This is a genomic window from Kribbella sp. C-35, assembly GCF_046549195.1.
Lineage (GTDB): Bacteria > Actinomycetota > Actinomycetes > Propionibacteriales > Kribbellaceae > Kribbella.
The window spans coordinates 1-24725 of sequence record NZ_JAJPWG010000010.1 but is presented as its reverse complement, the minus strand read 5'-3'; the positions used below and the strand labels follow the sequence as shown (position 1 = coordinate 24725).

The 24725-nt window shown below is 68.2% G+C and carries 26 protein-coding genes and 1 pseudogene; 18 read left to right on the top strand and 9 right to left on the bottom strand.

Features of this window, described 5'->3' with window-relative positions:
* Window positions 1-109: 109 nt before the first annotated feature.
* The gene (locus ACLJOO_RS42220) at window positions 110-565 is read right to left on the bottom strand and encodes a DUF6194 family protein (RefSeq protein ID WP_410793950.1); all 456 of its coding nucleotides are present in this window, start codon (window positions 563-565) and stop codon (window positions 110-112) included.
* Window positions 566-671: 106 nt separating this feature from the next.
* On the opposite strand from ACLJOO_RS42220, the gene uvrC reads away from it, so the two are divergent.
* From uvrC to ACLJOO_RS42205, 3 genes are read left to right on the top strand one after another with little or no spacing between them, the layout of a single operon-like run.
* Window positions 672-2717 carry an excinuclease ABC subunit UvrC gene (uvrC, locus tag ACLJOO_RS42215; RefSeq protein ID WP_410793948.1) on the top strand — a complete coding sequence of 682 codons (2046 nt, stop codon included), beginning with the start codon at window positions 672-674 and terminating at the stop codon, window positions 2715-2717.
* Window positions 2717-3583 carry an RNase adapter RapZ gene (gene rapZ / locus ACLJOO_RS42210; RefSeq protein WP_410793947.1) on the top strand — a complete coding sequence of 289 codons (867 nt, stop codon included), beginning with the start codon at window positions 2717-2719 and terminating at the stop codon, window positions 3581-3583. The genes uvrC and rapZ overlap by 1 nt, the downstream gene beginning before the upstream one ends.
* Window positions 3580-4521 (top strand): gluconeogenesis factor YvcK family protein, encoded by a 942-nt coding sequence (locus ACLJOO_RS42205; RefSeq protein WP_410793945.1) that lies wholly within the window; start codon window positions 3580-3582, stop codon window positions 4519-4521. The genes rapZ and ACLJOO_RS42205 overlap by 4 nt, the downstream gene beginning before the upstream one ends.
* A gap of 4 nt (window positions 4522-4525) precedes the next feature.
* Here the strand turns inward: ACLJOO_RS42205 and ACLJOO_RS42200 are convergent, their stop codons facing one another.
* Window positions 4526-5944, bottom strand: a complete 1419-nt coding sequence (locus ACLJOO_RS42200; protein ID WP_410793944.1) for a hypothetical protein — start codon at window positions 5942-5944, stop codon at window positions 4526-4528.
* Window positions 5945-6020: 76 nt separating this feature from the next.
* Window positions 6021-6527, bottom strand: coding sequence for a SigE family RNA polymerase sigma factor (locus ACLJOO_RS42195; RefSeq protein WP_410793943.1), 507 nt, complete (start codon window positions 6525-6527; stop codon window positions 6021-6023).
* 119 nt (window positions 6528-6646) lie between these two features.
* Here ACLJOO_RS42195 and whiA point away from each other — a divergent pair, with 119 nt between their 5' ends.
* The 9 genes and pseudogenes from whiA (at window position 6647) to ACLJOO_RS42150 (ending at window position 14071) form a co-directional block, all read left to right on the top strand.
* A complete protein-coding gene (whiA, locus tag ACLJOO_RS42190) occupies window positions 6647-7630 on the top strand; it encodes a DNA-binding protein WhiA (protein ID WP_130385515.1) in 984 nt (327 codons plus the stop codon).
* A gap of 222 nt (window positions 7631-7852) precedes the next feature.
* Window positions 7853-8764, top strand: a pseudogene (locus tag ACLJOO_RS42185) (peptidase M4 family protein); the annotation flags it as partial.
* A 133-nt stretch (window positions 8765-8897) separates the two neighbouring features.
* Complete coding sequence (locus tag ACLJOO_RS42180; protein WP_410794048.1) at window positions 8898-9080, top strand: M4 family metallopeptidase; 183 nt, start codon at window positions 8898-8900, stop codon at window positions 9078-9080.
* 216 nt (window positions 9081-9296) lie between these two features.
* Complete coding sequence (gene gap / locus ACLJOO_RS42175) at window positions 9297-10304, top strand: type I glyceraldehyde-3-phosphate dehydrogenase (RefSeq protein ID WP_131338300.1); 1008 nt, start codon at window positions 9297-9299, stop codon at window positions 10302-10304.
* A 77-nt stretch (window positions 10305-10381) separates the two neighbouring features.
* Complete coding sequence (locus ACLJOO_RS42170) at window positions 10382-11575, top strand: phosphoglycerate kinase (protein ID WP_410793941.1); 1194 nt, start codon at window positions 10382-10384, stop codon at window positions 11573-11575.
* Window position 11576: 1 nt separating this feature from the next.
* Window positions 11577-12392 carry a triose-phosphate isomerase gene (gene tpiA, locus ACLJOO_RS42165; protein WP_410793940.1) on the top strand — a complete coding sequence of 272 codons (816 nt, stop codon included), beginning with the start codon at window positions 11577-11579 and terminating at the stop codon, window positions 12390-12392.
* Window positions 12389-12622 carry a preprotein translocase subunit SecG gene (gene secG, locus ACLJOO_RS42160; protein ID WP_130385521.1) on the top strand — a complete coding sequence of 78 codons (234 nt, stop codon included), beginning with the start codon at window positions 12389-12391 and terminating at the stop codon, window positions 12620-12622. Before tpiA ends, secG begins: the two co-directional genes overlap by 4 nt.
* A 16-nt stretch (window positions 12623-12638) precedes the next feature.
* Entirely contained in the window at window positions 12639-12998 is a 360-nt protein-coding gene (locus ACLJOO_RS42155; RefSeq protein WP_131296896.1) for an RNA polymerase-binding protein RbpA, read from the top strand.
* Window positions 12999-13090: 92 nt separating this feature from the next.
* Entirely contained in the window at window positions 13091-14071 is a 981-nt protein-coding gene (locus tag ACLJOO_RS42150) for an SMP-30/gluconolactonase/LRE family protein (RefSeq protein WP_410793938.1), read from the top strand.
* Here ACLJOO_RS42150 and ACLJOO_RS42145 read toward each other — a convergent pair.
* Window positions 14061-15785: a BCCT family transporter gene (locus tag ACLJOO_RS42145; RefSeq protein ID WP_410793936.1), complete on the bottom strand. Its 1725-nt coding sequence runs from the start codon at window positions 15783-15785 to the stop codon at window positions 14061-14063. The two genes, ACLJOO_RS42150 and ACLJOO_RS42145, sit on opposite strands and share 11 nt — an antisense overlap.
* Window positions 15786-15913: 128 nt before the next feature.
* On the opposite strand from ACLJOO_RS42145, the gene ACLJOO_RS42140 reads away from it, so the two are divergent.
* Complete coding sequence (locus ACLJOO_RS42140; RefSeq protein WP_410793934.1) at window positions 15914-16768, top strand: LLM class flavin-dependent oxidoreductase; 855 nt, start codon at window positions 15914-15916, stop codon at window positions 16766-16768.
* A 77-nt stretch (window positions 16769-16845) separates the two neighbouring features.
* Here the strand turns inward: ACLJOO_RS42140 and ACLJOO_RS42135 are convergent, their stop codons facing one another.
* A complete protein-coding gene (locus tag ACLJOO_RS42135) occupies window positions 16846-17055 on the bottom strand; it encodes a cold-shock protein (RefSeq protein WP_130385526.1) in 210 nt (69 codons plus the stop codon).
* Window positions 17056-17491: 436 nt separating this feature from the next.
* Here ACLJOO_RS42135 and ACLJOO_RS42130 point away from each other — a divergent pair, with 436 nt between their 5' ends.
* Window positions 17492-17770 (top strand): protealysin inhibitor emfourin, encoded by a 279-nt coding sequence (locus ACLJOO_RS42130; RefSeq protein ID WP_410793932.1) that lies wholly within the window; start codon window positions 17492-17494, stop codon window positions 17768-17770.
* On the opposite strand, the gene ACLJOO_RS42125 is transcribed toward ACLJOO_RS42130, so the two are convergent.
* The 3 genes from ACLJOO_RS42125 to ACLJOO_RS42115 are packed head-to-tail and all read right to left on the bottom strand — an operon-like array spanning window position 17767 to window position 21190.
* Window positions 17767-19221, bottom strand: coding sequence for a beta-N-acetylhexosaminidase (locus ACLJOO_RS42125; protein ID WP_410793930.1), 1455 nt, complete (start codon window positions 19219-19221; stop codon window positions 17767-17769). The two genes, ACLJOO_RS42130 and ACLJOO_RS42125, sit on opposite strands and share 4 nt — an antisense overlap.
* 42 nt (window positions 19222-19263) lie before the next feature.
* Window positions 19264-20013 (bottom strand): fructosamine kinase family protein, encoded by a 750-nt coding sequence (locus ACLJOO_RS42120; RefSeq protein ID WP_410793929.1) that lies wholly within the window; start codon window positions 20011-20013, stop codon window positions 19264-19266.
* Window positions 19982-21190, bottom strand: coding sequence for an MFS transporter (locus ACLJOO_RS42115; protein WP_410793927.1), 1209 nt, complete (start codon window positions 21188-21190; stop codon window positions 19982-19984). Before ACLJOO_RS42115 ends, ACLJOO_RS42120 begins: the two co-directional genes overlap by 32 nt.
* 48 nt (window positions 21191-21238) lie before the next feature.
* Between ACLJOO_RS42115 and ACLJOO_RS42110 the strand changes: the two genes are divergently transcribed.
* Window positions 21239-21919, top strand: coding sequence for a CGNR zinc finger domain-containing protein (locus ACLJOO_RS42110; protein WP_410793925.1), 681 nt, complete (start codon window positions 21239-21241; stop codon window positions 21917-21919).
* Window positions 21920-22258: 339 nt separating this feature from the next.
* The gene (locus tag ACLJOO_RS42105; protein ID WP_131296908.1) at window positions 22259-22675 is read left to right on the top strand and encodes a VOC family protein; all 417 of its coding nucleotides are present in this window, start codon (window positions 22259-22261) and stop codon (window positions 22673-22675) included.
* 45 nt (window positions 22676-22720) lie between these two features.
* Here ACLJOO_RS42105 and ACLJOO_RS42100 read toward each other — a convergent pair whose 3' ends face one another.
* Complete coding sequence (locus tag ACLJOO_RS42100) at window positions 22721-23455, bottom strand: phytanoyl-CoA dioxygenase family protein (RefSeq protein WP_410793923.1); 735 nt, start codon at window positions 23453-23455, stop codon at window positions 22721-22723.
* Between the two features lie 428 nt (window positions 23456-23883).
* Between ACLJOO_RS42100 and ACLJOO_RS42095 the strand changes: the two genes are divergently transcribed.
* Window positions 23884-24186, top strand: a complete 303-nt coding sequence (locus ACLJOO_RS42095; protein WP_410793921.1) for a helix-turn-helix domain-containing protein — start codon at window positions 23884-23886, stop codon at window positions 24184-24186.
* Between the two features lie 36 nt (window positions 24187-24222).
* Window positions 24223-24725: hypothetical protein (locus ACLJOO_RS42090; protein ID WP_410793919.1), on the top strand; the 503-nt coding region annotated here is incomplete at its 3' end.

The following is a 24725-nucleotide window of genomic DNA, read 5'->3' as shown; positions in this document are numbered from 1 at the left end:
CACGCAAAGGACCTGCACATCTACCCTGGTCCACACGCTAGGGAGTGCGCCCATCCCAGCCGGGGGTCAAACCGGCCTTATGAGCAAACCCGCAATACGACCGCAATCTTCAGCTGGTTTGGCGCGCCTGGTGGTTGGAATACTTGCGGGCCGCGAAGTCGTACGCCTCCTGGATCAACGGGAGCAGCTGGTCCAGACCGGTCGGGTCGACGATCGCGACCCAGTGCTGAGTGGCATAGAACGGATGGGGCATCAACACATCACGGGCGGCGTAGTCGTGGCCCGAGTCGAGCACCCAGTCGGCGTCGCGCTCGGTCGGCACCGGTCCGAACAGCGAGGTGTACGTCGTCTTGGTGAGGCCGAGGTTGACACGCCAGGAGCCGGGTTCGTCGAGCCGGGACACCTTCTCGTAGTGGTCGCCGGTGACAATGGTCGCGAACGGTTGCTGTCGCTCCGGTGGGAGGTCGGCGGCCGGGTCGTAGAGATAGAACAGGTCGTCCTGGGCCTCGAGCACCCGGACACCGTCGTACGCGCGAATCAGTCGATCCAGTTCTTCAACTCTCATACCTTCAAGTCTGTCATTGAACCAGCAATAGAAACTTTTCTCACTGGCTGCCTTCGGCGGCGGGTGCTGAGGGGTGTTTGTCGGCGGCCCGAACTAGGGTGGTTGAGTGGCTGATCCGTCCTCGTACCGTCCCGCTCCGGGATCGATCCCCGACTCGCCCGGTGTCTACCGTTTCAGCGACTCCGGCGGCCGGGTGATCTACGTCGGCAAGGCGAAGAACCTGCGCGCCCGCCTGTCGTCGTATTTCCAGGACCTGGTGAACCTGCACCCGCGCACGCAGGCGATGGTGACGACGGCCGCGAAGGTCGAGTGGACGGTGGTCTCGACCGAGGTTGAGTCGCTGCAGCTGGAGTACTCCTGGATCAAGGAGTACGACCCGCGGTTCAACGTGAAGTACCGCGACGACAAGTCGTACCCGTGGCTCGCGATCACCCTCAACGAGGAGTATCCGCGGGTGATGGTCGGCCGGGGTCAGAAGAAGAAGGGCGTGCGGTACTTCGGTCCGTACAGCCACGCGTGGGCGATCCGGGAGACCGTGGACCTGCTGCTCCGGGTGTTCCCGATGCGTTCGTGCAGCAAGGGCGTGTTCAACCGGCACCGCCAGATCGGCCGGCCGTGCCTGCTCGGGTACATCGGCAAGTGCGCCGCGCCCTGCACCGGTCAGGTGACTCAGGAGGAGCACCGGCAGATCGTCGACGATTTCGCCGCGTTCCTCTCCGGCCAGACCGCGACGTACGTGCGTCGGCTGCAGAAGGAGATGCAGGCCGCGGCCGCCGAGCTCGAGTACGAGCGGGCTGCGAAGATCCGCGACGACCTGGCCGCCCTGGAGAAGGCGCTGGCCAAGAACGCGGTGGTCCTCGGCGACGGCACCGACACCGACGTGATCGCGCTCAGCGAGGACCCGCTCGAGGTCGCGGTCCAGATCTTCTACGTCCGCGGCGGCCGGATCCGCGGTGAGCGCGGCTTCATCGCCGACAAGGCCGACGGTACGGCGAGCACCGGCGACCTGGTGTCCCGGTTCATCCAGCAGACGTACGCCGGGGACTCTGCCGACGCGATCCCGCGGGAGATCCTGGTCCCGACGATGCCCGAGGACGCGGCCGCGCTGACCGAGTGGCTCGAGGCGACGCGCGGCGCGCGGGTGGACATCCGGGTCCCGCAGCGCGGCGACAAGAAGGCGCTGATGGAGACCGTCGAGCGCAACGCGCTGCAGACGCTGACGATGCACAAGACCAAGCGGGCCAGCGACCTGACGACCCGCAACCAGGCGCTCGAGGAGATCCAGGCTGCGCTCGACCTGCCCGAGGCGCCGCTGCGGCTGGAGTGCTACGACGTCTCGAACCTGCAGGGCACCGAGGTGGTCGCCTCGATGGTCGTCTTCGAGGACGGCCTGCCGCGGAAGAGCGAGTACCGGCGGTTCGTGATCAAGGGCGTCGACGGGCAGAACGACGTCGCCTCGATCGCCGAGGTGCTGACCCGCCGGTTCAAGCGGCTCCTGGACGAGCGCGCCACCCTGACCGCCGACGAGGATCCGAACGGCGCCCTCATCGACCCCGAGACCGGGCGCGCCAGGAAGTTCTCCTATGCACCGGGACTCGTGGTCGTCGATGGCGGTCCGCCGCAGGTCGCGGCGGCCCGGCAGGCGATGGACGAGCTCGGCCTCGGCGACATCCCGGTCTGCGGCCTGGCGAAGCGCCTGGAAGAGGTGTGGCTGCCGGACGAGGAAGACCCGGTGATCTTCTCGCGGACGTCGGAAGGCCTCTACCTGCTGCAGCGGCTCCGGGACGAGGCGCACCGGTTCGCGATCACGCACCACCGCAACCGGCGGTCGAAGTCGATGGTCGAGAGTGTCCTCGACGAGGTGCCGGGGCTCGGTGAGGTCCGGCGGAAGACGCTGCTGCGGCACTTCGGGTCGCTGAAGAAGTTGCGGCTGGCCACGATCGACGAGGTGGCCGATCTGCCCGGTTTCGGGCGCCGTACGGCGGAATCCGTCGTACTCGCGGTTAACGCTGCCGCAACGAAGGCGGAAACCGGCCGCGCTCCGTCGGTGAACACGGCCACAGGCGAGATACTGGGGGACGACGTCCCGGCGCCGGCCGGACAGCGTTCGAATGACTTGGCCGACGGGGACCCAGGGAGAACAGAGAACTGATGGACGACACGGGCGGCAACCTCATCATCGTGTCCGGTATGTCGGGCGCGGGACGGAGCTCCGTCGCCGACGTACTGGAGGACCTCGGCTGGTTCGTGGTGGACAACCTGCCGCCGATGTTCCTGACCACGCTCGTCGAGCAGGTCGTCGGGACCGGCGCTGCGCCGCGGCTCGCGGTCGTCGTCGACGTCCGGACCGGGCTGTTCTTCAGCGAGCTGAGCTCGGCGATCCACGATCTGCGGCTGAAGGGGTACCGGCCGCTGACGCTGTTCCTGGAGGCGTCCGACGACGTCATCGTGCGCCGGCAGGAGGGCGTCCGCCGGCCGCACCCGCTGCAGGGCGAGGGCCGGCTGCTCGACGGCATCCAGCGTGAGCGCGAGCTGCTCGGCGACATCCGGGCCGGCGCCGACCTGGTGATCGACACGTCGAGCCTGAACATCCACCAGCTCGCCGCGAAGATCGTGAACGCGTTCGGCGACGAGGAGAACGCGGAGCTGCGGGCGACCGTGGTGTCGTTCGGGTTCAAGTACGGCATCCCGGTGGACGCCGACGTGGTCGCCGACATGCGCTTCATCCCGAACCCGTACTGGCAGCCCGACCTGCGCCCGATGACCGGGCAGGACAAGCCTGTGTCAGACTTCGTGCTCGGCCATCCGCTGGCCCAGCAGTTCCTGCAGAACTACGTGGACGTGCTGGACACCCTGCGGACCGGCTACCTGAACGAGGGCAAGCGCTTCGTCACCGTCGCGATCGGCTGCACCGGGGGTAAGCACCGCAGCGTCGCGATGGCCGAGGAGATCGCCCGCCGGCTGCGCGAGAAGGGCTCACCGACGTTAGTGGTACACCGGGACCTGGGGCGGGAGTGACGCGATCTCCTAGGGTCGTAGCGCTGGGTGGGGGACACGGATTGGCCGCCTCTCTCTCCGCATTGCGGCACGTCACCGATCAGCTGACAGCGGTCGTCACGGTCGCCGACAACGGCGGCTCGTCCGGGCGGTTGCGCCAGGAGCTCGGCGTACTGCCGCCGGGTGATCTGCGGATGGCGCTGGCCGCGCTCTGTCGTGACGACGAGTGGGGCCGGACGTGGGCCGACGTACTGCAGCATCGCTTCCGCAGCAACGGTGAACTGCACGACCACGCGGTCGGCAACCTGCTGATCGTTGCGCTGTGGGAGCTGCTCGGCGAGGCGGTCGACGGACTCGACTGGGTCGGCCGGCTGCTCGGCGCGGAAGGCCGGGTGCTGCCGATGTCCGCCGTACCGCTGGACATCACTGCGCGGGTGCTCGGGCTGGATCCGGCGCATCCGGAGGTGATCACGGAGATCCGCGGTCAGGCCGAGGTGGCGACGACGGAAGGACACGTCGTCGACGTCGCGCTCGACCCTGCCGACCCGCCGGCCTGTCCCGAAGCCCTGGTGGCGATCGCGGAAGCCGACTGGGTCGTCGTGGGGCCGGGTTCGTGGTTCACGTCCGTCATCCCGAACCTGCTGGTTCCCGAGCTGAGCCGCGGCCTCGAGCAGACCGGCGCGCGCCGGCTCCTCACGCTGAACCTGGGAGAGCAGAAGGGCGAGACCGACGGCTTCTCACCCGAGACCCACCTGGAGGTCCTGGCCGCGCACGCGCCGGATCTCCGGATCGACGTCGTACTCGCCGACGCCGGTCACGTGCCCGACCCCGAGTCGCTGCGCCGTACGGCGGAGTCCCTCGGGGCCGAGCTGGTGATCGCCGACATCGCCGACGAGGACCGCGACCTCCACCACGCCCCGGACAAACTCGCCAAGGTCTACCGGGAGATCTTCGCGTAAAGCCTCAGTCGAAGTCCGCGTCGACGTCCTTCTTCGCCGTGTACACCTGCTTGCCCTGGGCGTCGTACCCGCGGATCCGGACGTTCTGGATGTCGGAGTTCCCGCCGGTCAGGCCCCAGATGTAGTAGCCGTTCGAGATCAGCGCGCGGGTCGGGCCCTGCCTCGGCAGGTCGACGACGAGTTGCGCGACGCCGTCCGGCACCATCCCGAAGCTGAAGTCGTCGGCGAACTTCCCGTTCGCCTGTACGGCGCTCCGCGTGTAGTCGTACGCGCCCTTCGCCGTGGGCGCCAGCATGTGACACCACGCGTACACCTTCTTGTCGGGCGAGATCAGTACGGCGGTGAGCTTGTTGCCGGTGCCCGTCTTGAGCGCGACCTGCCAGTCCTTCGTGACCGGGCCGGCGGCCTTGATCCGCGGATCCTGAACTTTGCTGCTGCCACTGAAGTAGATGTCGTCCACGCCGCGGCACCGGGTGGTGATCTGCTCGTCGGTCAGCGGACTGACCGGCGGCGGGGGAGCGAGCGCGTTCCCGGTCAACGGGTCCTTCGTGAGTACGACGTTCGGCGTGACCGGCTCGGCGGTCTTGACCGTGACGCTGTCCGGGACGGGTCGTTCGGTCGCTGCAGTCGGCAGCGGCGGGCGCGTGTACTCGAAGATCTTGCGGCCTTCGGCGTCGTACCCGCGGACCTGCCGCAGCCGTCCGCTGGTGCGCGAGTCGTCGAACCCGAGTGAGTAGTAACCGTTCTCGCCCAGGAGCGCCTGCCGCGGCTGGGCCTCGCCGTCGAGGTCGACCAGAACCTCGCGGACACCGTCCGGAACCCGGAGCGCCGGCGCGCTGGTCGGCGTCCGGCCAGAGGTGGCCTCCGCCTTCGTGCTGACCCGTTCGTAGGACTGCGCCTGCCCGACGCTCATCAACGTGCAGGTGCTCACGATGGACTGGTCCGGTGACAAGAACATCGCCTGCACCCGGTTGCCGGTGCCGGCTTTCACGACGACCTTCCAGCGGGCGTCGAGCGGTTGCCCCTTGTCGAAGGCGTTGGCGCCGTGCTCGCGCAAGAAGTCGACGTACTCCTGATCCGCCTGCTTGCACTGGTTGCGCAGGTTGTCGTCGCTCAACTGGCTGACCGGCGGAGGCGGCTGCACCTGCGCTCCGGCCTCGTCGCTGACGATGCGACCGGTCTTAGCGTCCATCGTGACTTTCGGACCGTCCGCCGGGCCAGTGCTCTCGTTGCGGTTCGCGGACCACGTGGCGACACCAGCGATGATGACGCCCGTGGTGAGGACGGCGGTGGAGACCGTTGCGATCCGCGTCTTCCGCACGGAGCGCCGGGCACGGACGAGCAGATCGTCGACGTCGGTGCTCAGTGGCTGGTCGGTGTCGTCGGCGGCAGCGGCCAGCAGGCGTTCGATGTCCCTGCTCATCCACGTCCTCGCTTCGCTCCGGGCGCGGATGAGACACGAGGCACGCTGTGCTGAATGATGAGCTCGCTGCGCTCGCTCATGAGGCGCTCCTTTCGGTCTGGTCGAGAAGTTCGCGGAGGCGGGTGAGGCCGCGGGACGTCTGGCTCTTCACGCCGCCGACGCCGATGCCGAGGATGTCGGCGGTCTGTTCGAGACTGAGGTCGGCGTAGTGCCGCAGTACGACGCACGCCCGTTGACTCGGCGGCAGCGAGCCGAGTGCCTGCACGACGAGCAACCGGTCCTCGACGGTGCCGAGCGGATCAGGCTGCGGCGCAATCCGCTCGTCGGTGTCGACGAGCCGCTCCCGCCGCCACGGCTTCCTGGACTGGTCGAACACGGCCGTGACCAGGCATTGGTGCGCGTAGCCGTTCAGCCCTTGGGTGCGGTCGATCCGGTGCCAGCGGCGGTACACCTTCACCAGCGCGTCCTGCGCCGCGTCCTCCGCCCGGTGCCAGTCCCCGCACATCAGGTACGCCGTTCTGCGCAGCCGCCGGATCGTGGTCGCGGCGAACTCGGTGAACTCGGCGTCGTCCGGTGCCTTCATACCCCTCCTCTCGGAACATCGCCGGAGTAACGCATTCAGTGCGCCGAAAGGTTGCAGGGCGCGTAACCGGGGCAGCTTCCGCCCGTTGGGTCTTTGACACGGGTGGGAGGATGGCCTTCATGGCGATGACAGCACAGGTGAAGTCCGAGTTGACCAGTATTCAGGTGACGAAACCGTGTTGCCGCAAGGCCGAGGTCTCGTCGATCCTGCGGTTTGCCGGCGGGCTGCACCTGGTGTCCGGACGCATCGTCGTCGAGGCCGAACTGGACAGCGGCGCCGCGGCGCGGCGGCTGCGTAAGGACATCGCCGAGATCTTCGGGCACCCGTCGGACGTGGTGGTGATTTCCCCGTCAGGCATCAGGAAGCAGACGAAGTACGTCGTCCGCGTGGTCCGGGACGGTGACGCGCTCGCGCGGCAGACCGGACTCGTGGACAACCGTGGCCGTCCGGTCCGAGGGCTCCCGCCCGCGGTCGTGTCCGGTGCGTCCTGTGACGCGGTTGCGGCCTGGCGCGGTGCGTTCCTTGCGCATGGTTCGCTGACGGAGCCCGGCCGGTCGTCGTCGCTCGAGGTGACGTGTCCCGGACCGGAGGCGGCGCTCGCGCTGGTCGGTGCGGCGCGGCGGCTCGGGATCGGTTCGAAGGCCCGCGAGGTACGGAACGTGGACCGCGTGGTGATCCGTGACGGTGACGCGATCGGTGCCCTGCTCACGCGGCTCGGCGCGCACGAGTCGGTGCTGGCGTGGGAGGAGCGGCGGATGCGCCGCGAGGTCCGCGCGACCGCAAACCGGCTGGCCAACTTCGACGACGCGAACCTGCGCCGCTCCGCACGAGCCGCGGTAGCCGCGGGCGCGCGCGTCGAGCGGGCGCTGGAGATCCTCGGCGACGACGTACCGGACCACCTGCAGATCGCGGGCAAGCTGCGGCTCGAGCACAAGCAGGCAAGCCTCGAAGAGCTCGGCCAGCTGCACGAGCCGGCTCTCACTAAGGACGCCGTCGCCGGCCGCATCCGCCGCCTGCTCGCGATGGCCGACAAACGCGCCAGCGACCTCGGCGTCCCCAACACCGAAGCCAACCTCACCCCGGAGATGCTCGACCCGGCCTGACCGGCAGCGAATTCCCGTACGACCTGCGGCCCCGGAACTCGTTTCCGGGGCCGTCGCCGTTTCCGCGGGTGACTGGTCCGGGGCTGAAGGTTTTCCCGGTGATTCCGGGGTTTTCGAGGCCGATCGGTTCCTTTACCTCGGTGTACTCGATGAGGGTGTGCGTGCCCATTCGCGTGCGACCCTGTCCCGGATCGTGCGCGTCTTCCGCCCAAGGGAGTTCGCATGAAGCGCATTCATCGCGCCGGTCTGGCCGCGACCGCGATCGCCGGTCTGGCCGTCGTCACCATCACCGTGAACGTGCAGGCCGCCCAACCCGGTGGCACCGCCGTGTCCCCGGTGGCCGCTGCCCGCGCCAACGCCGTACAGCTCGGCATCGGCGACGGCGGCGACCTGGTCGTCCGTGACGTCGTCGTGGACGGTGACGGCAGCAGCCACGTCCGTTTCGACCGCACGTACCAAGGTCTGCCGGTCGTCGGCGGCGACGTCGTCGTACACCAGGACAAGGCCGGCAAGGCCCGGTCGACGACTGGCGGGGTCGGCAAGCTCGCCCTGTCCGTGAAGCCGGCCGCCGCCGCCACAGCAGTCGCGAAGCAGAAGGCCGGCAAGCAGCAGCTCGTCGTGTTCGTCACGAACGCCGGCCAGTCGAAGCTCGCGTACAAGGTCGTCAGCGAGGGCCGCAAGGCCAACGGCGAGCCGACCGGCACCGAGACGTACGTCGACGCGCAGAACGGCAAGGTCCTCGACAGCTGGACCACGGTGAACGACGACCTCGGCAGCGGCACCGGCCTGTACGTCGGCACCGTCGGACTGGACACCACGAAGTCCGGCACCAGCTGGACGATGGTCGACCCGGTCCGCGGCGGCAACGCGACGTACAACGCCGGCACGCTGTTCTCCGACGCCGACAACGTCTGGGGGACCGGCAGCAACTCGAACGTGCAGACCGCCGGCGTCGACGCCCACTACGGCATCGCCAAGACGTGGGACTACTACAAGAGCGTGCACGGCCGCAACGGCATCGCCAACGACGGCAAGGGCGCGAAGTCGTACGTCCACGACGGCGCGTACGTGAACGCGTCCTGGAGCGACTCCTGCTTCTGCATGCGGTACGGCGACGGCGACGCGAGCCAGGGGATCGGCCCGCTCGTCGAGCTGGACATCGCCGGCCACGAGATGAGCCACGGCGTCACCAGCCGCTCGGCAGGCCTGCGCTACAGCGGCGAATCCGGCGGCCTGAACGAGTCGACGTCGGACATCGGTCACCGGTATCGGCATCACCAAGGCGGAGAAGATCTGGTACCGCGCGCTGACGACGTATATGACGTCGCGGACCGACTACCACGGCGCCCGGACCGCGACGCTGAACGCCGCCACGGACCTGTACGGCGTGAGCAGCGCGGAGCGGGCCGCGGTGGACAAGGCGTGGGCTGCGGTGAACGTTCTTCCGTAATCGGGTGAACGGCACGTTCTGAACAGTGCGAGCGGCGGTTTCCGGAGAGACGTTCCGGAAATCGCCGTTCGTCGTACCAGCCAGTGGTCTGGTCTGAAGCCGTGAAAAATAACCGGTGGTCTCATCTGGACGCTACCAGTTGATCGAGTGGGCTGTTGGGCTAGTGTTCGGGCTGTAGCGGCAGTGCCAAAGCTAGTTCTGAGGAGACGCAGACCCGTGACCGTACGCGTAGGTATCAACGGCTTCGGCCGCATCGGCCGTAACTTCTTCCGCGCCGTGCAGGCGTCCGGTGCCGACATCGAGGTCGTCGCCGTCAACGACCTGACCGACAACCAGACCCTCGCTCACCTGCTGAAGTACGACTCGATCCTGGGCCGGTTCCCGGGTGAGGTCTCCGCCACCGACGACGACATCACCGTCGGCGGCAAGAGCTTCAAGGCGTTCGCCGAGCGCGACCCGGCCAACCTGAAGTGGTCGGACGTCGGCGCCGACGTGGTGATCGAGTCCACCGGCTTCTTCACCGACGCCACCAAGGCGAAGACGCACGCCGACAACGGTGCCAAGAAGGTCATCATCTCCGCCCCGGCGAAGAACGAGGACCTGACCGTGGTGATGGGCGTGAACCACGACCTGTACGACGCCGAGAAGCACACCGTGATCTCGAACGCGTCCTGCACCACCAACTGCATCGCCCCGCTGGCGAAGGTCCTCAACGACGCGTTCGGGATCGAAAAGGGTCTGATGACCACGATCCACGCGTACACCCAGGACCAGAACCTGCAGGACGGTCCGCACAAGGACCTGCGCCGCGCCCGTGCGGCCGCGCTGAACATCGTCCCGACCTCCACCGGCGCCGCGAAGGCGATCGGCCTGGTGCTGCCGGAGCTCAAGGGCAAGCTGGACGGCTACGCGCTGCGTGTCCCGGTCCCGACCGGCTCGGCGACCGACCTCACCGTCACCGTCGGCCGCGAGGTCACCGTGGACGAGGTCAAGGAGGCCTACAAGGTCGCCGCGGCGGAGGGTTCGCTGAAGGGTTACCTGACCTACACCGAGGACGAGATCGTCTCGAGCGACATCGTCACCGACCCGGCGTCCTGCATCTTCGACGCCGGCCTGACCAAGGTGATCGGCAACCAGGTCAAGGTCGTCGGCTGGTACGACAACGAGTGGGGTTACTCGAACCGCCTCGTCGACCTGGTGAACCACGTCGGCGCCTCGCTCTGACATTCCGCTTGCTTGCGTCCGAAGAGAGCCTGGTGCTTCTTCGGGCGCAAGCTCGTTCTCACGAGGAAGCCTGAACTGTGAAGACCATCGAAGACCTCGGCGACCTGGCCGGGCAGCGGGTGCTGGTCCGGTCCGACCTGAACGTGCCGATCAAGGACGACGTGATCGGCGACGACGGCCGGATCCGCGCGTCGCTGCCGACTCTGGTGAAGCTGGCGAAGGCGGGCGCGAAGGTGATCGTGACCGCGCACCTCGGCCGCCCCAAGGGCGAGCCGAACCCGGCGTACACGCTGGCCCCGGTGGCGAAGCGGCTCGGTGAGCTGCTGCAGCCCGAGGGCATCACCGTGCGGTTCGCCACCGACGTCACCGGTGACGCGGCGCAGACCGCCGTACAGGATCTCGACGAGGGTGAGGTCCTGCTGCTGGAGAACGTGCGGTACGACCCGCGCGAGGAGAGCAAGGACGAGGCCGAGCGTGGTGCGCTGGCCGACGAGCTCGCGGCGCTGGCCGACGTGTTCGTCAGCGACGGTTTCGGTGTCGTGCACCGTAAGCAGGCCAGTGTGTACGACGTCGCGCGCAAGCTCCCGCACGCCGCGGGCGGCCTGGTGCTCGCCGAGGTCGACGTACTGAAGAAGCTCACCGAGGACCCGGCCCGGCCGTACGTCGTCGTGCTCGGCGGCGCCAAGGTGTCGGACAAGCTCGCGGTGATCGACAACCTGATCGCCAAGGCCGACAAGCTGCTGATCGGCGGCGGCATGGTCTTCACGTTCCTGAAGGCGCAGGGCCACGAGGTCGGCAAGAGCCTGCTCGAGGAAGACCAGCTGGACGTCGTCCGCGGCTACCTGAAGGAGGCCGGCGACAAGATCGTGCTGCCGACCGACATCGTGGTCGCGCCCGAGTTCAAGGCGGACTCCCCGGCCACCGTGGTGGCCGCGGACGCGATCCCCGCCGACCAGCTCGGCCTGGACATCGGCCCGGACTCCGCGAAGGCCTTCGCCGCCGAGGTCGCCGCGGCGAAGACGGTGTTCTGGAACGGTCCGATGGGCGTGTTCGAGATGGCGGCGTTCGCCGGCGGAACCAAGGCCGTCGCGCAGGCGTTGACCGAGGTGGACGGCCTGAGTGTCGTCGGCGGCGGTGACTCCGCGGCCGCCGTCCGGCAGCTAGGCTTCGCCGACGACGCGTTCGGCCACATCTCCACCGGTGGCGGTGCGTCGCTCGAATACCTGGAGGGCAAGGAGCTCCCGGGTCTCGCGGTACTGGAAGAGGACTGAGATGGCCACCGACAACTCCGCTGCCCGTACGCCGTTGATGGCGGGCAACTGGAAGATGAACCTGAACCACGTCGAGGCCGTGCACCTGCTGCAGAAGCTGAGCTGGACGCTGCAGGACAAGAAGCACGACTTCGAGCGGGTCGAGGTGGCGGTGCTGCCGCCGTTCACCGACATCCGCAGCGTGCAGACGCTGGTCGACGGTGACCGGATGAAGATCAGGTACGGCGCGCAGGACGTGTCCACGCACGACTCCGGGGCGTACACCGGCGAGATCTCGGCGGCGATGCTGAGCAAGCTCGGCTGCACCTATGTGCTGACCGGTCACTCCGAGCGTCGGCAGTACCACGCCGAGGACGATGCCCTGGTCAACGCGAAGACGGCTAAGGCGCTCGAGGCCGGACTGATCCCGATCGTCTGTGTCGGCGAGGGGCTCGAGGTCCGCAAGGCCGGCGAGCAGGTTCCGTACACGCTGGCCCAGGTCGACGGCGCGCTGGCCGGGCTGAAGCCGGACGACGTCCGCAAGCTGGTGCTGGCCTACGAGCCGGTCTGGGCGATCGGCACCGGTGAGGTCGCGACGCCGGAGGACGCGCAGGAGGTGATCGCCGCGATCCGGGGCCGGATCGAGGAGACGATCTCACCCTCGGTCGCCGACTCGGTACGGATTCTTTACGGTGGATCGGTGAAGATGGCCAGTGCAGGTGGCATCATGGCCCAACCGGATGTCGACGGCTGCCTGGTCGGAGGCGCGAGCCTTCAGGTGGACGAGTTCGCCGGCATCTGCCGTTACCTGGACCTTCAGTTAGGCTACTCCTCGTGATTCTCGCTTTCTCGATCGTCGTGATCGTCTGCAGCCTGTTCCTGACGCTGCTGGTGCTGCTGCACAAAGGCCGCGGTGGCGGCCTCTCGGACCTGTTCGGTGGCGGTGTGTCGTCCAGCCTGGGCGGCTCGTCGGTCGCCGAGCGGAACCTGGACCGGATCACGATCGGCGTCGGTCTGATCTGGTTCGCCGCCATCGTCGCGCTCGGCCTGCTCTACAAGCTCGGCTGAGGGGGAGTAGGTTCCCGTGGCTGGTGGTGGCAGTGCGATTCGTGGCAGCCGGGTCGGTGCCGGGCCGATGGGCGAGGCGGAGCGCGGCGACACCGCGCCCCGGCAGCGCATCGTGTTCTTCTGTGCGAACGGGCACGAGACCGCGACCTGGTTCGCGGTCGAGGCGGCCATCCCGGAGGAGTGGGACTGTCCACGGTGCGGTCTGCCGACCAGCACCGATGTGAACAACCCGCCCCCGCCGCCGAAGATCGAGCCCTACAAGACCCACCTGGCCTATGTGAAGGAGCGCCGCTCCGAGCAGGAGGCGCAGGAGATCCTCGACGAAGCCCTCGAGAAGCTCCGCGCCCGCCGCGCCCGCGGCGAGGTCATCTTCTAGCAACTCCGCCAGAGCCCGGACCGACCTGGTCCGGGCTCAGACGTTCCCGTACCCCCTGTGGTCGGTCCGGTGCAGCGCGCTAGGGTCTGCGCATGAAGTCGTCGATCGCGCCTGTTCGCTGGACCCCGCCGCCCGCACCGCCGGTGCGGCATCCGAAGGGCATCGACGTCGAGGTCGTCGCGTTGCCGGGCGCGGGACCCGAGGACACACTGATCGACGACGACGGCAGTGTTCTCACCGGTCTGTACGACGGCCGCATCCTGCGGGTCAGCGCCGACGGCAAGACGATCTCCACCCTCGCCGACACCGGCGGTCGGCCGCTCGGCCTGGAATGGCTCCCGGACGGCAAGGTGCTGATCTGCGACGCGAACCGCGGTCTGCTGACCTTGGACAAGGACAACCGGATCACGACGCTGCTGTCCGAGATCGACGGTCGGCCGATGCGGTTCTGCAACAACGCGGACGTCACCGAGGACGGCACGATCTACTTCACCGACTCGTCGACGCGGTTCGGCATCGACGAGTGGATGGCCGATCTTCTCGAACACTCCACGACCGGCAGCGTGTACCGCCGTACGCCCGACGGGGAGCTCACCCGGCTGGCGACCGGTCGCGGCTTTCCGAACGGCGTGGCGCTCAGCAGCGATCGCCGTACGCTCTTCTGGGCCGAGACCGCGACGTACGGGCTCTACAAACTCGACCTCACGGCCGAGGGCGCCGAGCCGGTGCAGATCGCCGAGATCCCGGGACTTCCTGACAACATCGCCCGCGGCTCCGACGGCCTGATCTGGGTCGCGGTCGGTTCGCCGCGCAACGCCGTACTCGACCTGTTGCTGCCCAAGCATCCCGTGCTCCGCAAGGTCGTCTGGTCGCTGCCGGACGCGCTGAAGCCGAAGGCCGCGGACATCATCGAGATCCAGGCGTACGACGAAACCGGCGAACTGATCCACGACCTGCGTGCCAAACACCCGGCCTTCCACATGCCGACCGGCGTCCGCGAACGCGATGGGAAGGTGTGGCTAGGAAGCATCGGCACCAGCTCCCTAGCCACGTTCCCGACGCCTACTTCGTAGGTGCCTCGTCCTGCTTTTCGCCGTTGCCGGTGACCACCAGCGTGAAGTCCTCGCCGTGGTTGCTGACTCCTTCGATGACCGCAGCCTCGACCGCCTCCGAGCCGATCTCGCTGCGCAGCATCAAAGGATCCGTGCGGAGGTCCTTGGCCAAGGCGACTGCCAGGCCGACCATCACGACCGCGAACGGCAGCGCCGCGACGATCGTGAGGTTCTGCAGGCCTTGCAAGGCGTCGGCGCCACCTCCGCCGGCGAGCAGCATGACCGCCGCCACCGCGCCGGTCAGCACGCCCCAGAAGATCACCAGCGGCTTCTTCGGTTCGATCGCACCGCGCTCGGACAGCGTGCCCATGACGATCGACGCGGCGTCCGCACCGGACACGAAGAAGATCGCGACCAGTAGGACGACGATGACCGTCGTGACCGCGCTCAGCGGGATGTGGTCGAGCATGCCGAACAGCTGACCCTCGGTCGTCGACGCGCCGGCGATGTCCGTACCGTCACGCTGGATGTCGATCGCCGTACCGCCGAAGATGCAGAACCACAGCACGCTGACCAGCGACGGCACCAGCAGTACCCCGGTGACGAACTGCCGGATCGTGCGGCCGCGGCTGATCCGCGCGATGAACATACCGACGAACGGCGTCCACGAGATCCACCACGCCCAGTAGAAGACGGTCCACCCGGACAGCCACTTCGCCATCGCGTCGCCGCCACTGGCCTCGGTCCGCGCGGCCATGTCGGCCAGGTCGCGGAAGTAGTCACCGATCGCGGTCGGCACCAGGTTCAGGATCAGCACGGTCGGGCCGACCACGAACACGAAGACCGCGAGGACGACGGCCAGCACCATGTTGATGTTCGAGAGCCACTGGATGCCCTTCGCGACGCCGGACACCGCCGAGGCCACGAAGGCCGCGGTCAGTACGGCGATCACGCCGACCATGACGGCGTTCCCGGTGTTGTCCAGCCAGCCGAGGATCCGGACGCCGGAACCGATCTGCAGCGCGCCGAGCCCGAGCGACGCGGCCGACCCGAACAGGGTCGCGAAGATCGCCAGCCCGTCGATCACCTTGCCGATCGGTCCTTCGGTACGGCGTCCCAGCAGCGGAGCGAACGCCGCGCTGATCAGTTGCGACCGCCCGCGCCGGAACGTGCCGTACGCGATCGCGATGCCGACGACGGCGTAGATCGCCCACGGGTGCAGGGTCCAGTGGAACAGCGTGGTCGCCATCGCGGTCTCGAGGGCCTCCGGCGACCCGCCCTGGACGGTGCCCGGCGGGGGACTGATGAAGTGCGAGAGCGGCTCGCTGACGCCGAAGAACATCAGTCCGATACCCATGCCGGCGCTGAACATCATCGCGACCCAGGACACGGTCTTGAACTCGGGCTTCTCGTCGTCCCGGCCGAGCGGGATCCGGCCGTACCGTCCGGCGGCGAGCCAGATCACGTAGACGACGAAGCCGGAGGCCAGCAGGACGAACAGCCAGCCGGTGTTCTGTTCGACCCATCCGAGGGCCGAGGTGGACGCCGTACCGAGACCGGCGGCGTCGGCGATGCCCCAGGCGACGAAGGCCAGGGCGATGACCGCGGTGACACCGAAGGTGACGCGGTCGAGTCCGGAGCCGCGACTTCGGCTGCCGGGTGGTGGGGGTGTTGCGATCGCGGGGTGCGTTGCGGGGTCTTGAGTGTCTGCCTGGCTGTCGATATCAATCGCCACAGGTTAGTCACGCCTCGCTTAGGCGCGCCTCCGTTCTGTTGTGTCGGGGACAGTGCCTTACGACCGTGTCGGAGATCGTGGCAAAACGCAACAATCGTGGTTTCGGCCACACTCGGTAAGGTGCGGTCATGCGTTTCGGGATTGCGATTCTGCCGGAGTACCGCTGGCAGCACGCCGCGCCGCGGTGGCGGCGAGCGGAGGAGTACGGGTTCGACCATGCGTGGACGTACGACCACCTGACCTGGAGCGGTCTCCAGGACTCACCGTGGTACGGGACGACGCCGACGCTGACGGCGGCCGCACTGGTCACGTCGACGATCAAGCTCGGCACGTTCGTCACCTCGCCGAACTTCCGGCACCCGCTGGCGCTGACCCGCGACATCCTCGCGATCGACGACGTGTCGGACGGCCGGTTCCTGTGCGGGATCGGCGCCGGCGGCAGCCTGGACGCGACGATCCAGGGCGGGCCCGACCTGACGCCGCGGGAGAAGCAGGATCGCTATCAGGAGTTCGCGCAGCTCCTCGACACCCTGCTCACCACGGACGGTGTCGACTTCAACGGCGAGTACTTCGAGACGCGCAACGGCCGTACGCTGCCTGGTTGCGTCCAGCAACCACGTGTCCCGTTCATCCTGGCCGGCAACGGGCCACGCTCGCTCAAGTTCGCCGCCAGGCACGGCGACGGCTGGATGACGACCGGGGGAGCGGCCGACGACCTGGACAGCTGGTGGACGTCGGTCGCCGGCCTCAGCCACCGCCTCGACGACCTCCTCGAGGGCCGCCACCTGGACCGGTATCTGTCCCTGGACTCCAAGCGCTACGCGCTCTCCAGCCCGTCCGCCTTCGAGGACGCCGTCGGCCGCGCCGCAGCCCTCGGCTTCACCGACGTCATCACCCACTGGCCCCGCGCCGAGGGCGTGTACGCCGGCTCCGAAACCGTCCTCGAGCAGATCGCGAGCGACGTCGTACCGCGGTTGCGCTGAGACGGGTGCACTGAGACGGCGAAAGGGCCGCACACCTGGTGGTGTGCGACCCTCTCGTCAGTGTGCTGGAAGGGCGATCAGGAACCGATCGCGCGGATGTTCTCCGCCTGCAGACCCTTCTGGCCTTGGGTGATCTCGAACTCTACGCGCTGGTTCTCGTCCAGCGAGCGGAAGCCCGACATCTGGATGGCGGAGTAGTGCGCGAACACGTCCGCGCCACCGTCATCCGGGGTGATGAAGCCGAAGCCCTTGTCAGCGTTGAACCACTTGACAGTACCGACAGCCATTTGTCTATCTCCTCGATGGCTATTAACAATCCGCGACCCACACCTCATGAGCCGCGCGTCGCCGAAAGGCCCCAGACGACAGACCGGCCATGCAGCACAGCAAAAGTCAGGGAGTCCAAACTTGCAACGCCATAACTGTAGCCGTTCTGCGGGCGGATGGTAGAGGTGACCACAAACACGTGTCGCTGATTGTCGCGGATCGCTACCCTCCGTGCACGCCCGATTCTGGGCGGCACAGGGCCGGTCCGGAACCTGAAATCCCGCGCCGACCTGCTGTTTCGCAGCCGACGCAAGGGACCCGACGTTGGCAACGAAGGACAATGGCCGGTACGCCGGGTGATGGGCGCATGATTCTGATCGGAGTCACCGGCGTGTCGCGCGGCTGTGGACAGTTGCACGACAGGCAACGCGCGGCAGTAACAGCGAGGAGGCAACAATGATCGTCAGCGTGACCCGCAGCGGTGGTTTCGCCGGGCTGACCAAGCAGGGCGAGCTGGACACCAGCGGCCAGCCGGACGCCGATCGGCTGGAGGCCGCGGTCCGCGAGCTGGCGGCCAAGGACCTGGGTACCGGTAGGCCGCAGCCGGACCGGTACGTGTACCGGCTGGAGGTGCGTGACGCCGACGACGCGGCCGCCGACGTCACGCAGCACACGGTCGCCGAGCAGGACGTGGACGCGACCACGGCCTGGCTACTGGACCGCATCCTCAGCTAGCGCCAGTCGATCTCCGGTGCCCGGTAGTAGTTGACGCCGAGCACCTCCCACCGCGGACCCTGCTCGGCCAGCCGGTCGCGGTACGTCGTCCAGTCGAGCGCGGACTCCTCCGACCACCCGAGCTCGGCGATGCCCGGCAGCCGCGGGAACGTCATGAACTCGACCTTCTCCAAGTCGTCGAGTGTCTCGGTCCACAGCGGCGCCTCGACGCCGTCGATCGCACTCGCCGGCACGTTCGGGATCAGGGTCGCCGGGTTCCAGCTGTACGACTGCTCCACGCTGACCAGCCCGGCCCACTGCAGGCCGAGCGGCGTCTCCTCGTCGTACTTCATGTCCAGGTACGCCCGGTTCGCGGGGGAGAGGACCAGCGTCGCCCCCTGCTCCACCGCCTGCTGCGCCAGTACCTGAGCCTTCGGGTCCTCGGTGCCCCAGTACTGCACGACAGTGCCCGCGGGCAGCGGCCCGTCGGCGATCTCGTGCCACCCCATCACCCGCTTGCCGTGCTTCAGGACCAGTTCAGCGGCCTTGGGTATGAAGGCGAGGTACTCCGAGTGCGGTGTCGAGTGGGCCTCGTCCCCGCCGAGGTGCAGGAGGTCACCGGGCGTCTGCTCGGCCACTTCCCGGAACACGTCGTCGAGGAACTCGTACGTCACGTCCTTGCCGATGGCGAACGAGCTGAAACCGACCTCGGTCTCCGTGTAGAGGTCGGGTGCTTGGTCGCCCTTGTTCAGCTCGGGGTACGACGCCAGCGCCGCATTGGTGTGTCCTGGGGTGTCGATCTCCGGTACGACGGTGATGTAGTGCTCCGCGGCGTACTCGACGAGGTCGGCGTACTCCGCCTTCGTGTACGAGCCGCCCGTACCGCCGCCGACCTGCAGACTGCCGCCGTACTCGGTGAGGCGCGGCCAGGAGTCCACCTGGATCCGCCAGCCCTGGTCGTCGGACAGGTGCAGGTGCAGCCGGTTGATCTTGTAGAGCGACACCAGGTCGATGAAGTGCTTCACCTGGTCGAGGGTGAAGAAGTGCCGCGAGACGTCGAGCATCACCCCGCGGTACCCGTACCGCGGGGAGTCCGAGATCGTCGTACCGGCAACCTCCCAGGGACCCTCCTGCTCACTGTCGGCATCGGCCTTGGCGGGGAGGAGCTGCCGGAGGGTGGTGACGCCGCGGAACAAGCCCTCGGCGGTCGCCGCGGTGACGGTCACGCCGGACGCGTCCGCGCGCAGCTCGTAGCCCTCGGCACCCAGTGACTCCGGGCCGTTCGTGGACAGCGTGATCGTGCCGGTGCCTTCCTGGACCGGAAGTGCGAAACCGGTCGACCGGCGGAGCTGAGCCGCTAGCCGGTCGGCGATCGTTTGGGCGGAGGAGTCGTCGAGGCCGATGGTGGCGTCGGACTGCAGCGTGAAGGTCTCGTCGGAGAGCGCCTGCTGCGCCGTGGGCTGCGGAATCATGATCGAAAGTGTTCGCGCCCCCTGGCATTACGTCAAGAGGCTTCAATACCGCCTGGCTGCCTCGATCGCCTGTGCCGCGTAGCCGCCGCCGAACAGCACGACGTGGACCAGCAACGGGTGCAGTTGGTGCAGCCCGATCCGCTGCTGCCACCCGTCTCTCAGCGAGTGCGCCTCGTCGTACGCGCGCAGTACGCGGTCCAGCCGCGGTAGCCCGAAGAGCGCGAGCATGGCGAGGTCCGTCTCCCGGTGACCGCCATGCGCGGCCGGATCGATCAGATGTACGCCGTCGGGCGTCCAGAGCACGTTGCCTGACCACAGGTCGCCGTGGATCCGGCATGGCTCGTCGGACGGGTCGTCGTACACACCTGCCTCCAGGCGAGTGCAGACGCGTTCGATGCCGTCCAGTTGGATGCCCTGGTCGTAGGCGGCGCGCAGATACGGCCGCAGGCGCAGGTTCGCGTAGAACTCGCCCCACGACTCCACCGGCTCCAGTGCGTGTGGCAGCGGGATGGTGCCGATGTAGCCGTCGCCGCTCCACCCGTCTGGCGGTACGCCGAAGTAGCGGGCGCCGGTGTCATGCGTGACAGCCAGCCGCCGCCCGAAGTCCTCGGCTGCTGACTCGGTCGGCGGAGACATGTCCAGCCTGGTCGTCGTCAGTCGAGTGGGGGAGACATGGAGCGGCTCAGCGACCGGCACGCCACCAGGAACGGCCAGCCAGCGTAGACCGGCCGCCTCGACCTCGAAGAAGCCCGCCGGTGCGTCAGACCGGCTCTTCACAAACGGCGTGGTCACCCCGGCACTCTGGCACGGTCCGTCGCAGCCGGACCAGCAGGGGTTCGCTGAGCATGACAAGAGCTGCGGCCGCGGTCAGCAAGCCGCCGACGAGTGCTACCGCCCGCACAGTCGTGGTGTCGATCAGCGCGCCGCCCACGAACGCTCCGGCGGCGATGCCGACGTTGAACGCCGAGCTGGCCCCGGCAGACGCGATGTCGGTGCTGCCCGGGGAGATCTGGAGCGTCCGGCTCTGTACGGCGACTGCGAGCCCGCTGAACGCCAGGCCGATCACCGCGATCAGCGCGACCGTCACGACCTGTACCTGTCCCAGCGCGTACAGCCCGAACAGGCCGACCGTGATGAGGCCAAGCGGCACAACGGTCGCGCCCCACGGGTGCCGATCCAGCACGCGGCCGACGATCACCGTGCCGGCCAGTCCGCCGGCACCACTGGCCAGCAGCATCGGACCGAGCACCTCGGACGAGAACCCGGAGACGTCCAGCAGGAACGGCGTGACGTACGTGTTGAACGTCAGGAATCCGGTCACACCGACGGCGGACGCGATCAGCAGGACGACGTACCGCCGCAGATCAGGGGAGCTGCCCCGGCGCGACGGACTGTCCGGCACCTCGGTGCGCGGCAGCAGGACGACGATCCCGACGCAGGCGGCCGCTCCGACCACCGTCATCACCACGAACGGCACCCGCCAGCCGGCCTGTTCTCCGAGCCAGGTGCCGAGCGGGATACCGATGATCGGCGCCAGCGCCGTGCCGATCGCGAGCCGCGCGATCACCCGGCCGCGAAGCTCCGGCGTGAACAGACTGGTCGCGATCGGCGGGGCGATCGACCAGAACAGCGCCTGTGAGAGTGCGATCACCAGCCGCGCGGCAAACAGCATCTCGTACGAGGCAGCCGCCGCGGAGAGTGCCGTGGCAGCGGTCAGGACCCCGAGCGTGCCGGCAAGCACCAGGCGGCGAGGCAGGTGATGGGTGAGCCGGGCCAGTGGGATGGACGCGAGTACGACGACCGCGGCGTACCCGGTGACGAGGAGGCCGACCTGGGAGCGGGACCGCTCGAGGTCGTCGGCGATCACGGTCAGCAGACCGATCGGAAGCACCTCGACGGTCACGAAGGAGAAGGTCGAAACGCCGAGGAACACCAGTGCGAGGCTTGCTCGGCGGAACGAGAGAGGCATGAGGCACCTGATTCCAGTAATGGATTCTATGGTGGTAGCATCTCACTCGTGACCGACAGTTCTCACGCGGAGTTCCGCATCGTGGGCGGGCACCCTGCCCTCGACCTGGTGAACACGGTCACCCCGCGGGTCCGAGGCGGTGCGGTGGAGCACGACTACCTGACGTCGCCCGCCGAGCTGGTCGCCTGGGCGCGCCGGATCGGGCTGATCGATTTGCGCGACTACAGCGCGGTCGAAGGCACCTGGCGTTCGTCGCCGGAGCTGGCCACGAAGGCCCTGAACGCGACGCTGGAGATCCGCGAGGCGGCGTACGACGTGTTCGCACCGCGGGCGGCCGGTGCTGTGGTCGCTGACGACGGCGTCAAGCACAGCGAGGGTTCTGCGTTCGAGCGGCTGATGCTCCGCTGGTCGGCCGCGGCGGCGCGATCGATGCTGATCCCGGACGCGGGCCGGGAGCGTGGCATCGCGGAGTTGGTGGTCGGTACGTCGCCGGCGCAGTTGATTCCGGATCGGCTGGTGGTGGCCGCGGTCGAGTTGGTGCGGAGCGTCGAGCTGCGCCAGTTGCGGGCCTGTCCGGTCGACGACGGGGGCTGCGGCTGGCTGTTCCTCGACCGCAGCCGGAACGGTTCGCGGCGCTGGTGTGCGATGGAGGACTGCGGGACGCGGGCGAAGATCCGCAAACTCGGCGAGCGCCGGCGTGCTACCGGCGTACAGCAGTCTGAGGGGTAGCGCGCTCGAACCTTCACTGTCAGCGACCGGCTCACTGGCCGAGAACGCGTGTCGAAAGGTGCGAATTGTCCCCGCGACCTGTCATCGTAGGCGGCCGGGCCTTCCGACAAAGTGGGCCCGAGGGTGCGTCTCCCGGTCCCACGCCTACTGCGCGGCACTCGGCGGGCACCTCGCTGAGCGGGAGCGAAGGGACGATGGAACCACATCGACCCCTCCGCTCCCGCTCACCGAGGCACTCCGCCGAGCACCTGCTCGCTACGGCGTGGGACCGGGAGACGCACCCTGGCCGGACCTGCCCCGTATCTGGAGCAGGCTGACGCAACAGATTGTGGAGGACAGATGACGCAGGTGGCAGAGCAGCCGGGCAGCACTGCCGGGCGGCTCGGCTCGGTGGTCCTGGATTGCCCGGACCCACTCGAGCTCGCCCAGTTCTACTCGGCGCTGCTGGGGCTGGAGATCGACGAGAACGGTGACGAGGACTGGCGGAGCCTGACCGGCCCCGGCTCGTCGTTGGGGTTCTCGACGCTGGCCTTCCGGCGCTCGGAGGAGTACGTGCCGGACACGTGGCCCGGCACCGACGCGCAGGATCTCCACCTCGACCTCATCGTCGAGGATCTCTCCAGCGGGCACGCGACCGTGGTCGCCCTCGGAGCCGAGCCGCTCGATCCGCTGGACCCGCCGCCCGCCGACAACGCGCGCGGCTGGCGGATCTACGCGGACCCCGCGGGACACCCGTTCCGGATCTGCCTCGAGTGAGTCACCGAAGAGCTCGCCCCGGTCAGGGGCGGGCTCTTCGCAAGTTCAGGCTCCGGCGTACGGGAAGTGCCGGCCCTCGACGTACTGCGGCCGCGGCTGGTAGCTGTTCACCCCCGGCTCGCCGCGCAGATGGAAGGCGCTCGGGTACGGCGACTCCGGATCGGTGATCCTCGTCGACGTCGGGATGTAGCGGATGGTCAGCCCGCAGCGCCGATAGGGAGAGGTGTTCGCGTTGCTTCCGTGCACGATGTTCGGGTGGTGCACCTCGACGTCGCCCGGCGCGAGCACCATGTCGACGGCCTGCGACTCGTCGACCTCGACGGCGATCTCCTTGCCGAGCACACTCTCCACGTCGGTGTTGTCCCGCATCCCGGCGACCTCGGAGCGGTGACTTCCCGGGATCACCCGGACGCAGCCGTTCTCCGGCGTCGAGTGGTCGACCGCCAGCCAGAGCGTCACTACCTCCATCGGGTCGAGCGGCCAGAACGCGGCGTCCTGATGCCAGAGCACCGGCTGCCCGGAGTACGGCGGCTTGGAGATGTAGTGCGACGCGAACAGCGCGATATCCGGCCCGACGAACTTCTCGGCGATGTCGACGAGCCGGTCGTCGCTCACCAGCCGGACCCAGAACGGGTCGTCACGAAGGTAGATGTGCCCGAGTTGCTCGGGCCGGACCTCGGGATGCCGGGCCTGCAGCCACTCGACATGATCGTTCACTTCCTTGATCAGGTCTTGGTCGATGACGTCGCGGAAGATCAGATAACCATCGGTTTCGAACATGCCTCCAGCGTCGTGGTCCGGGGCCGCGACGGACTAGCAGCCGTACGACGAGAATTTGTACTGTCTTGATATGAGCCAGGTCCTGCGCTTCGAGGCGCACGCGTTCGGTCGGCCGTACCACGCGGCGCGCGTCCGGATCCCGGCCCGTGCCCGCGACACCGAACTGCACACGCACGCCGACTTCCACGAGTTCATGGGAGTCGTGTCCGGCAGCGGCGAGCACCTGCTGACCACGGGGGTCGCGGGGTCCGGTCAGCTTCCATCAGCCGGCCGCCGTACCAGTCTTCGAGCATGCCCTCGACCGCTTCCAGAACGCCCCGACCGCCTACGACCTGCTGCGCTTCTGGATCGATCTCCTCGACCTCCTGACGCCAGGCGACCCAGGCGGCTCAGGCATCCCGGACTGGCTGGCCAAGGCGTGTACGTCGATGCGCGCCGAGGAGAACCTCCGCGGCGGCGTACCGCGACTGCTCGAACTGTCCGGCGTCAGCGCCGCACACCTGTCCCGGTCGATGCGCGCGGCGTACGGCGTCACCCCGACCGCCTTCGTCACCGACCTCCGCCTGGAACACGCCGCATCCTTGCTAGCAGCAACCAACGCCACGATCGCCGCCATCGCAACCCGCTGCGGCTTCACCAGCCAGTCCTACTTCACCCACTGCTTCACCACCGCCCACGACCTGACCCCCACCACCTTCCGCCACCGCTCTCAACGCGCCTTCGTGCCCTGATTTGGTGAAATCGAACAGATGTTCTAATGTAGGCGCATGCAGACGAGCGCCGGCACCAGGGCAGGTGGCGACCATCGGGTCACCGCCGGTGCCGCCTCGCGCACTGATCTGGCCCCTGACGGTGGCATCGCGTGTGCCCATTGCACATGCGACGCTGAGCCGCTGGACGATGCCTACGTCCCGGACGACCTGTACCACCTGACGGGTTCCGAGGTCCCGGACGATCAGCGTTTCGTCGCTGAGGAAGATGCCCTGGATGCCGAGCTGGACGCCTTGCTGGGCCGGAATCGGTTCTCGCGGGTGGATGAGTTGGAGTGGCAGGAGTGGGACGGTGTCGAGCAGGACGAGGCGGAACGGGAGATGTTGCGCCGGGGGGCGCCGGCCTGGGTGTTCTTGCCGCCCGGTGGTGCGTTGGCTGGCGCGTTGGAGGGGACCCGGCCGGAGGCGATGTCGCCGATGGCGCTGGTGGAGTTGATGAGGGCGGCGGACCGGCTGATCGGCTGGGGGGAGGCGATCAAGGCCGGTGCGACGGCGTCGTT

Coding starts and splice junctions, on each gene's coding strand:
- ACLJOO_RS42220 (WP_410793950.1), bottom strand. CDS start 565: ATGAGAGTTGAAGAACTGGATCGACTGATTCGCGCGTACGACGGTGTC.
- rapZ (WP_410793947.1), top strand. CDS start 2,717: ATGGACGACACGGGCGGCAACCTCATCATCGTGTCCGGTATGTCGGGC.
- ACLJOO_RS42200 (WP_410793944.1), bottom strand. CDS start 5,944: ATGAGCAGGGACATCGAACGCCTGCTGGCCGCTGCCGCCGACGACACC.
- ACLJOO_RS42195 (WP_410793943.1), bottom strand. CDS start 6,527: ATGAAGGCACCGGACGACGCCGAGTTCACCGAGTTCGCCGCGACCACG.
- whiA (WP_130385515.1), top strand. CDS start 6,647: ATGGCGATGACAGCACAGGTGAAGTCCGAGTTGACCAGTATTCAGGTG.
- tpiA (WP_410793940.1), top strand. CDS start 11,577: ATGGCCACCGACAACTCCGCTGCCCGTACGCCGTTGATGGCGGGCAAC.
- ACLJOO_RS42150 (WP_410793938.1), top strand. CDS start 13,091: ATGAAGTCGTCGATCGCGCCTGTTCGCTGGACCCCGCCGCCCGCACCG.
- ACLJOO_RS42140 (WP_410793934.1), top strand. CDS start 15,914: ATGCGTTTCGGGATTGCGATTCTGCCGGAGTACCGCTGGCAGCACGCC.
- ACLJOO_RS42135 (WP_130385526.1), bottom strand. CDS start 17,055: ATGGCTGTCGGTACTGTCAAGTGGTTCAACGCTGACAAGGGCTTCGGC.
- ACLJOO_RS42130 (WP_410793932.1), top strand. CDS start 17,492: ATGATCGTCAGCGTGACCCGCAGCGGTGGTTTCGCCGGGCTGACCAAG.
- ACLJOO_RS42125 (WP_410793930.1), bottom strand. CDS start 19,221: ATGATTCCGCAGCCCACGGCGCAGCAGGCGCTCTCCGACGAGACCTTC.
- ACLJOO_RS42115 (WP_410793927.1), bottom strand. CDS start 21,190: ATGCCTCTCTCGTTCCGCCGAGCAAGCCTCGCACTGGTGTTCCTCGGC.
- ACLJOO_RS42105 (WP_131296908.1), top strand. CDS start 22,259: ATGACGCAGGTGGCAGAGCAGCCGGGCAGCACTGCCGGGCGGCTCGGC.
- ACLJOO_RS42100 (WP_410793923.1), bottom strand. CDS start 23,455: ATGTTCGAAACCGATGGTTATCTGATCTTCCGCGACGTCATCGACCAA.
- ACLJOO_RS42095 (WP_410793921.1), top strand. CDS start 23,884: ATGCGCGCCGAGGAGAACCTCCGCGGCGGCGTACCGCGACTGCTCGAA.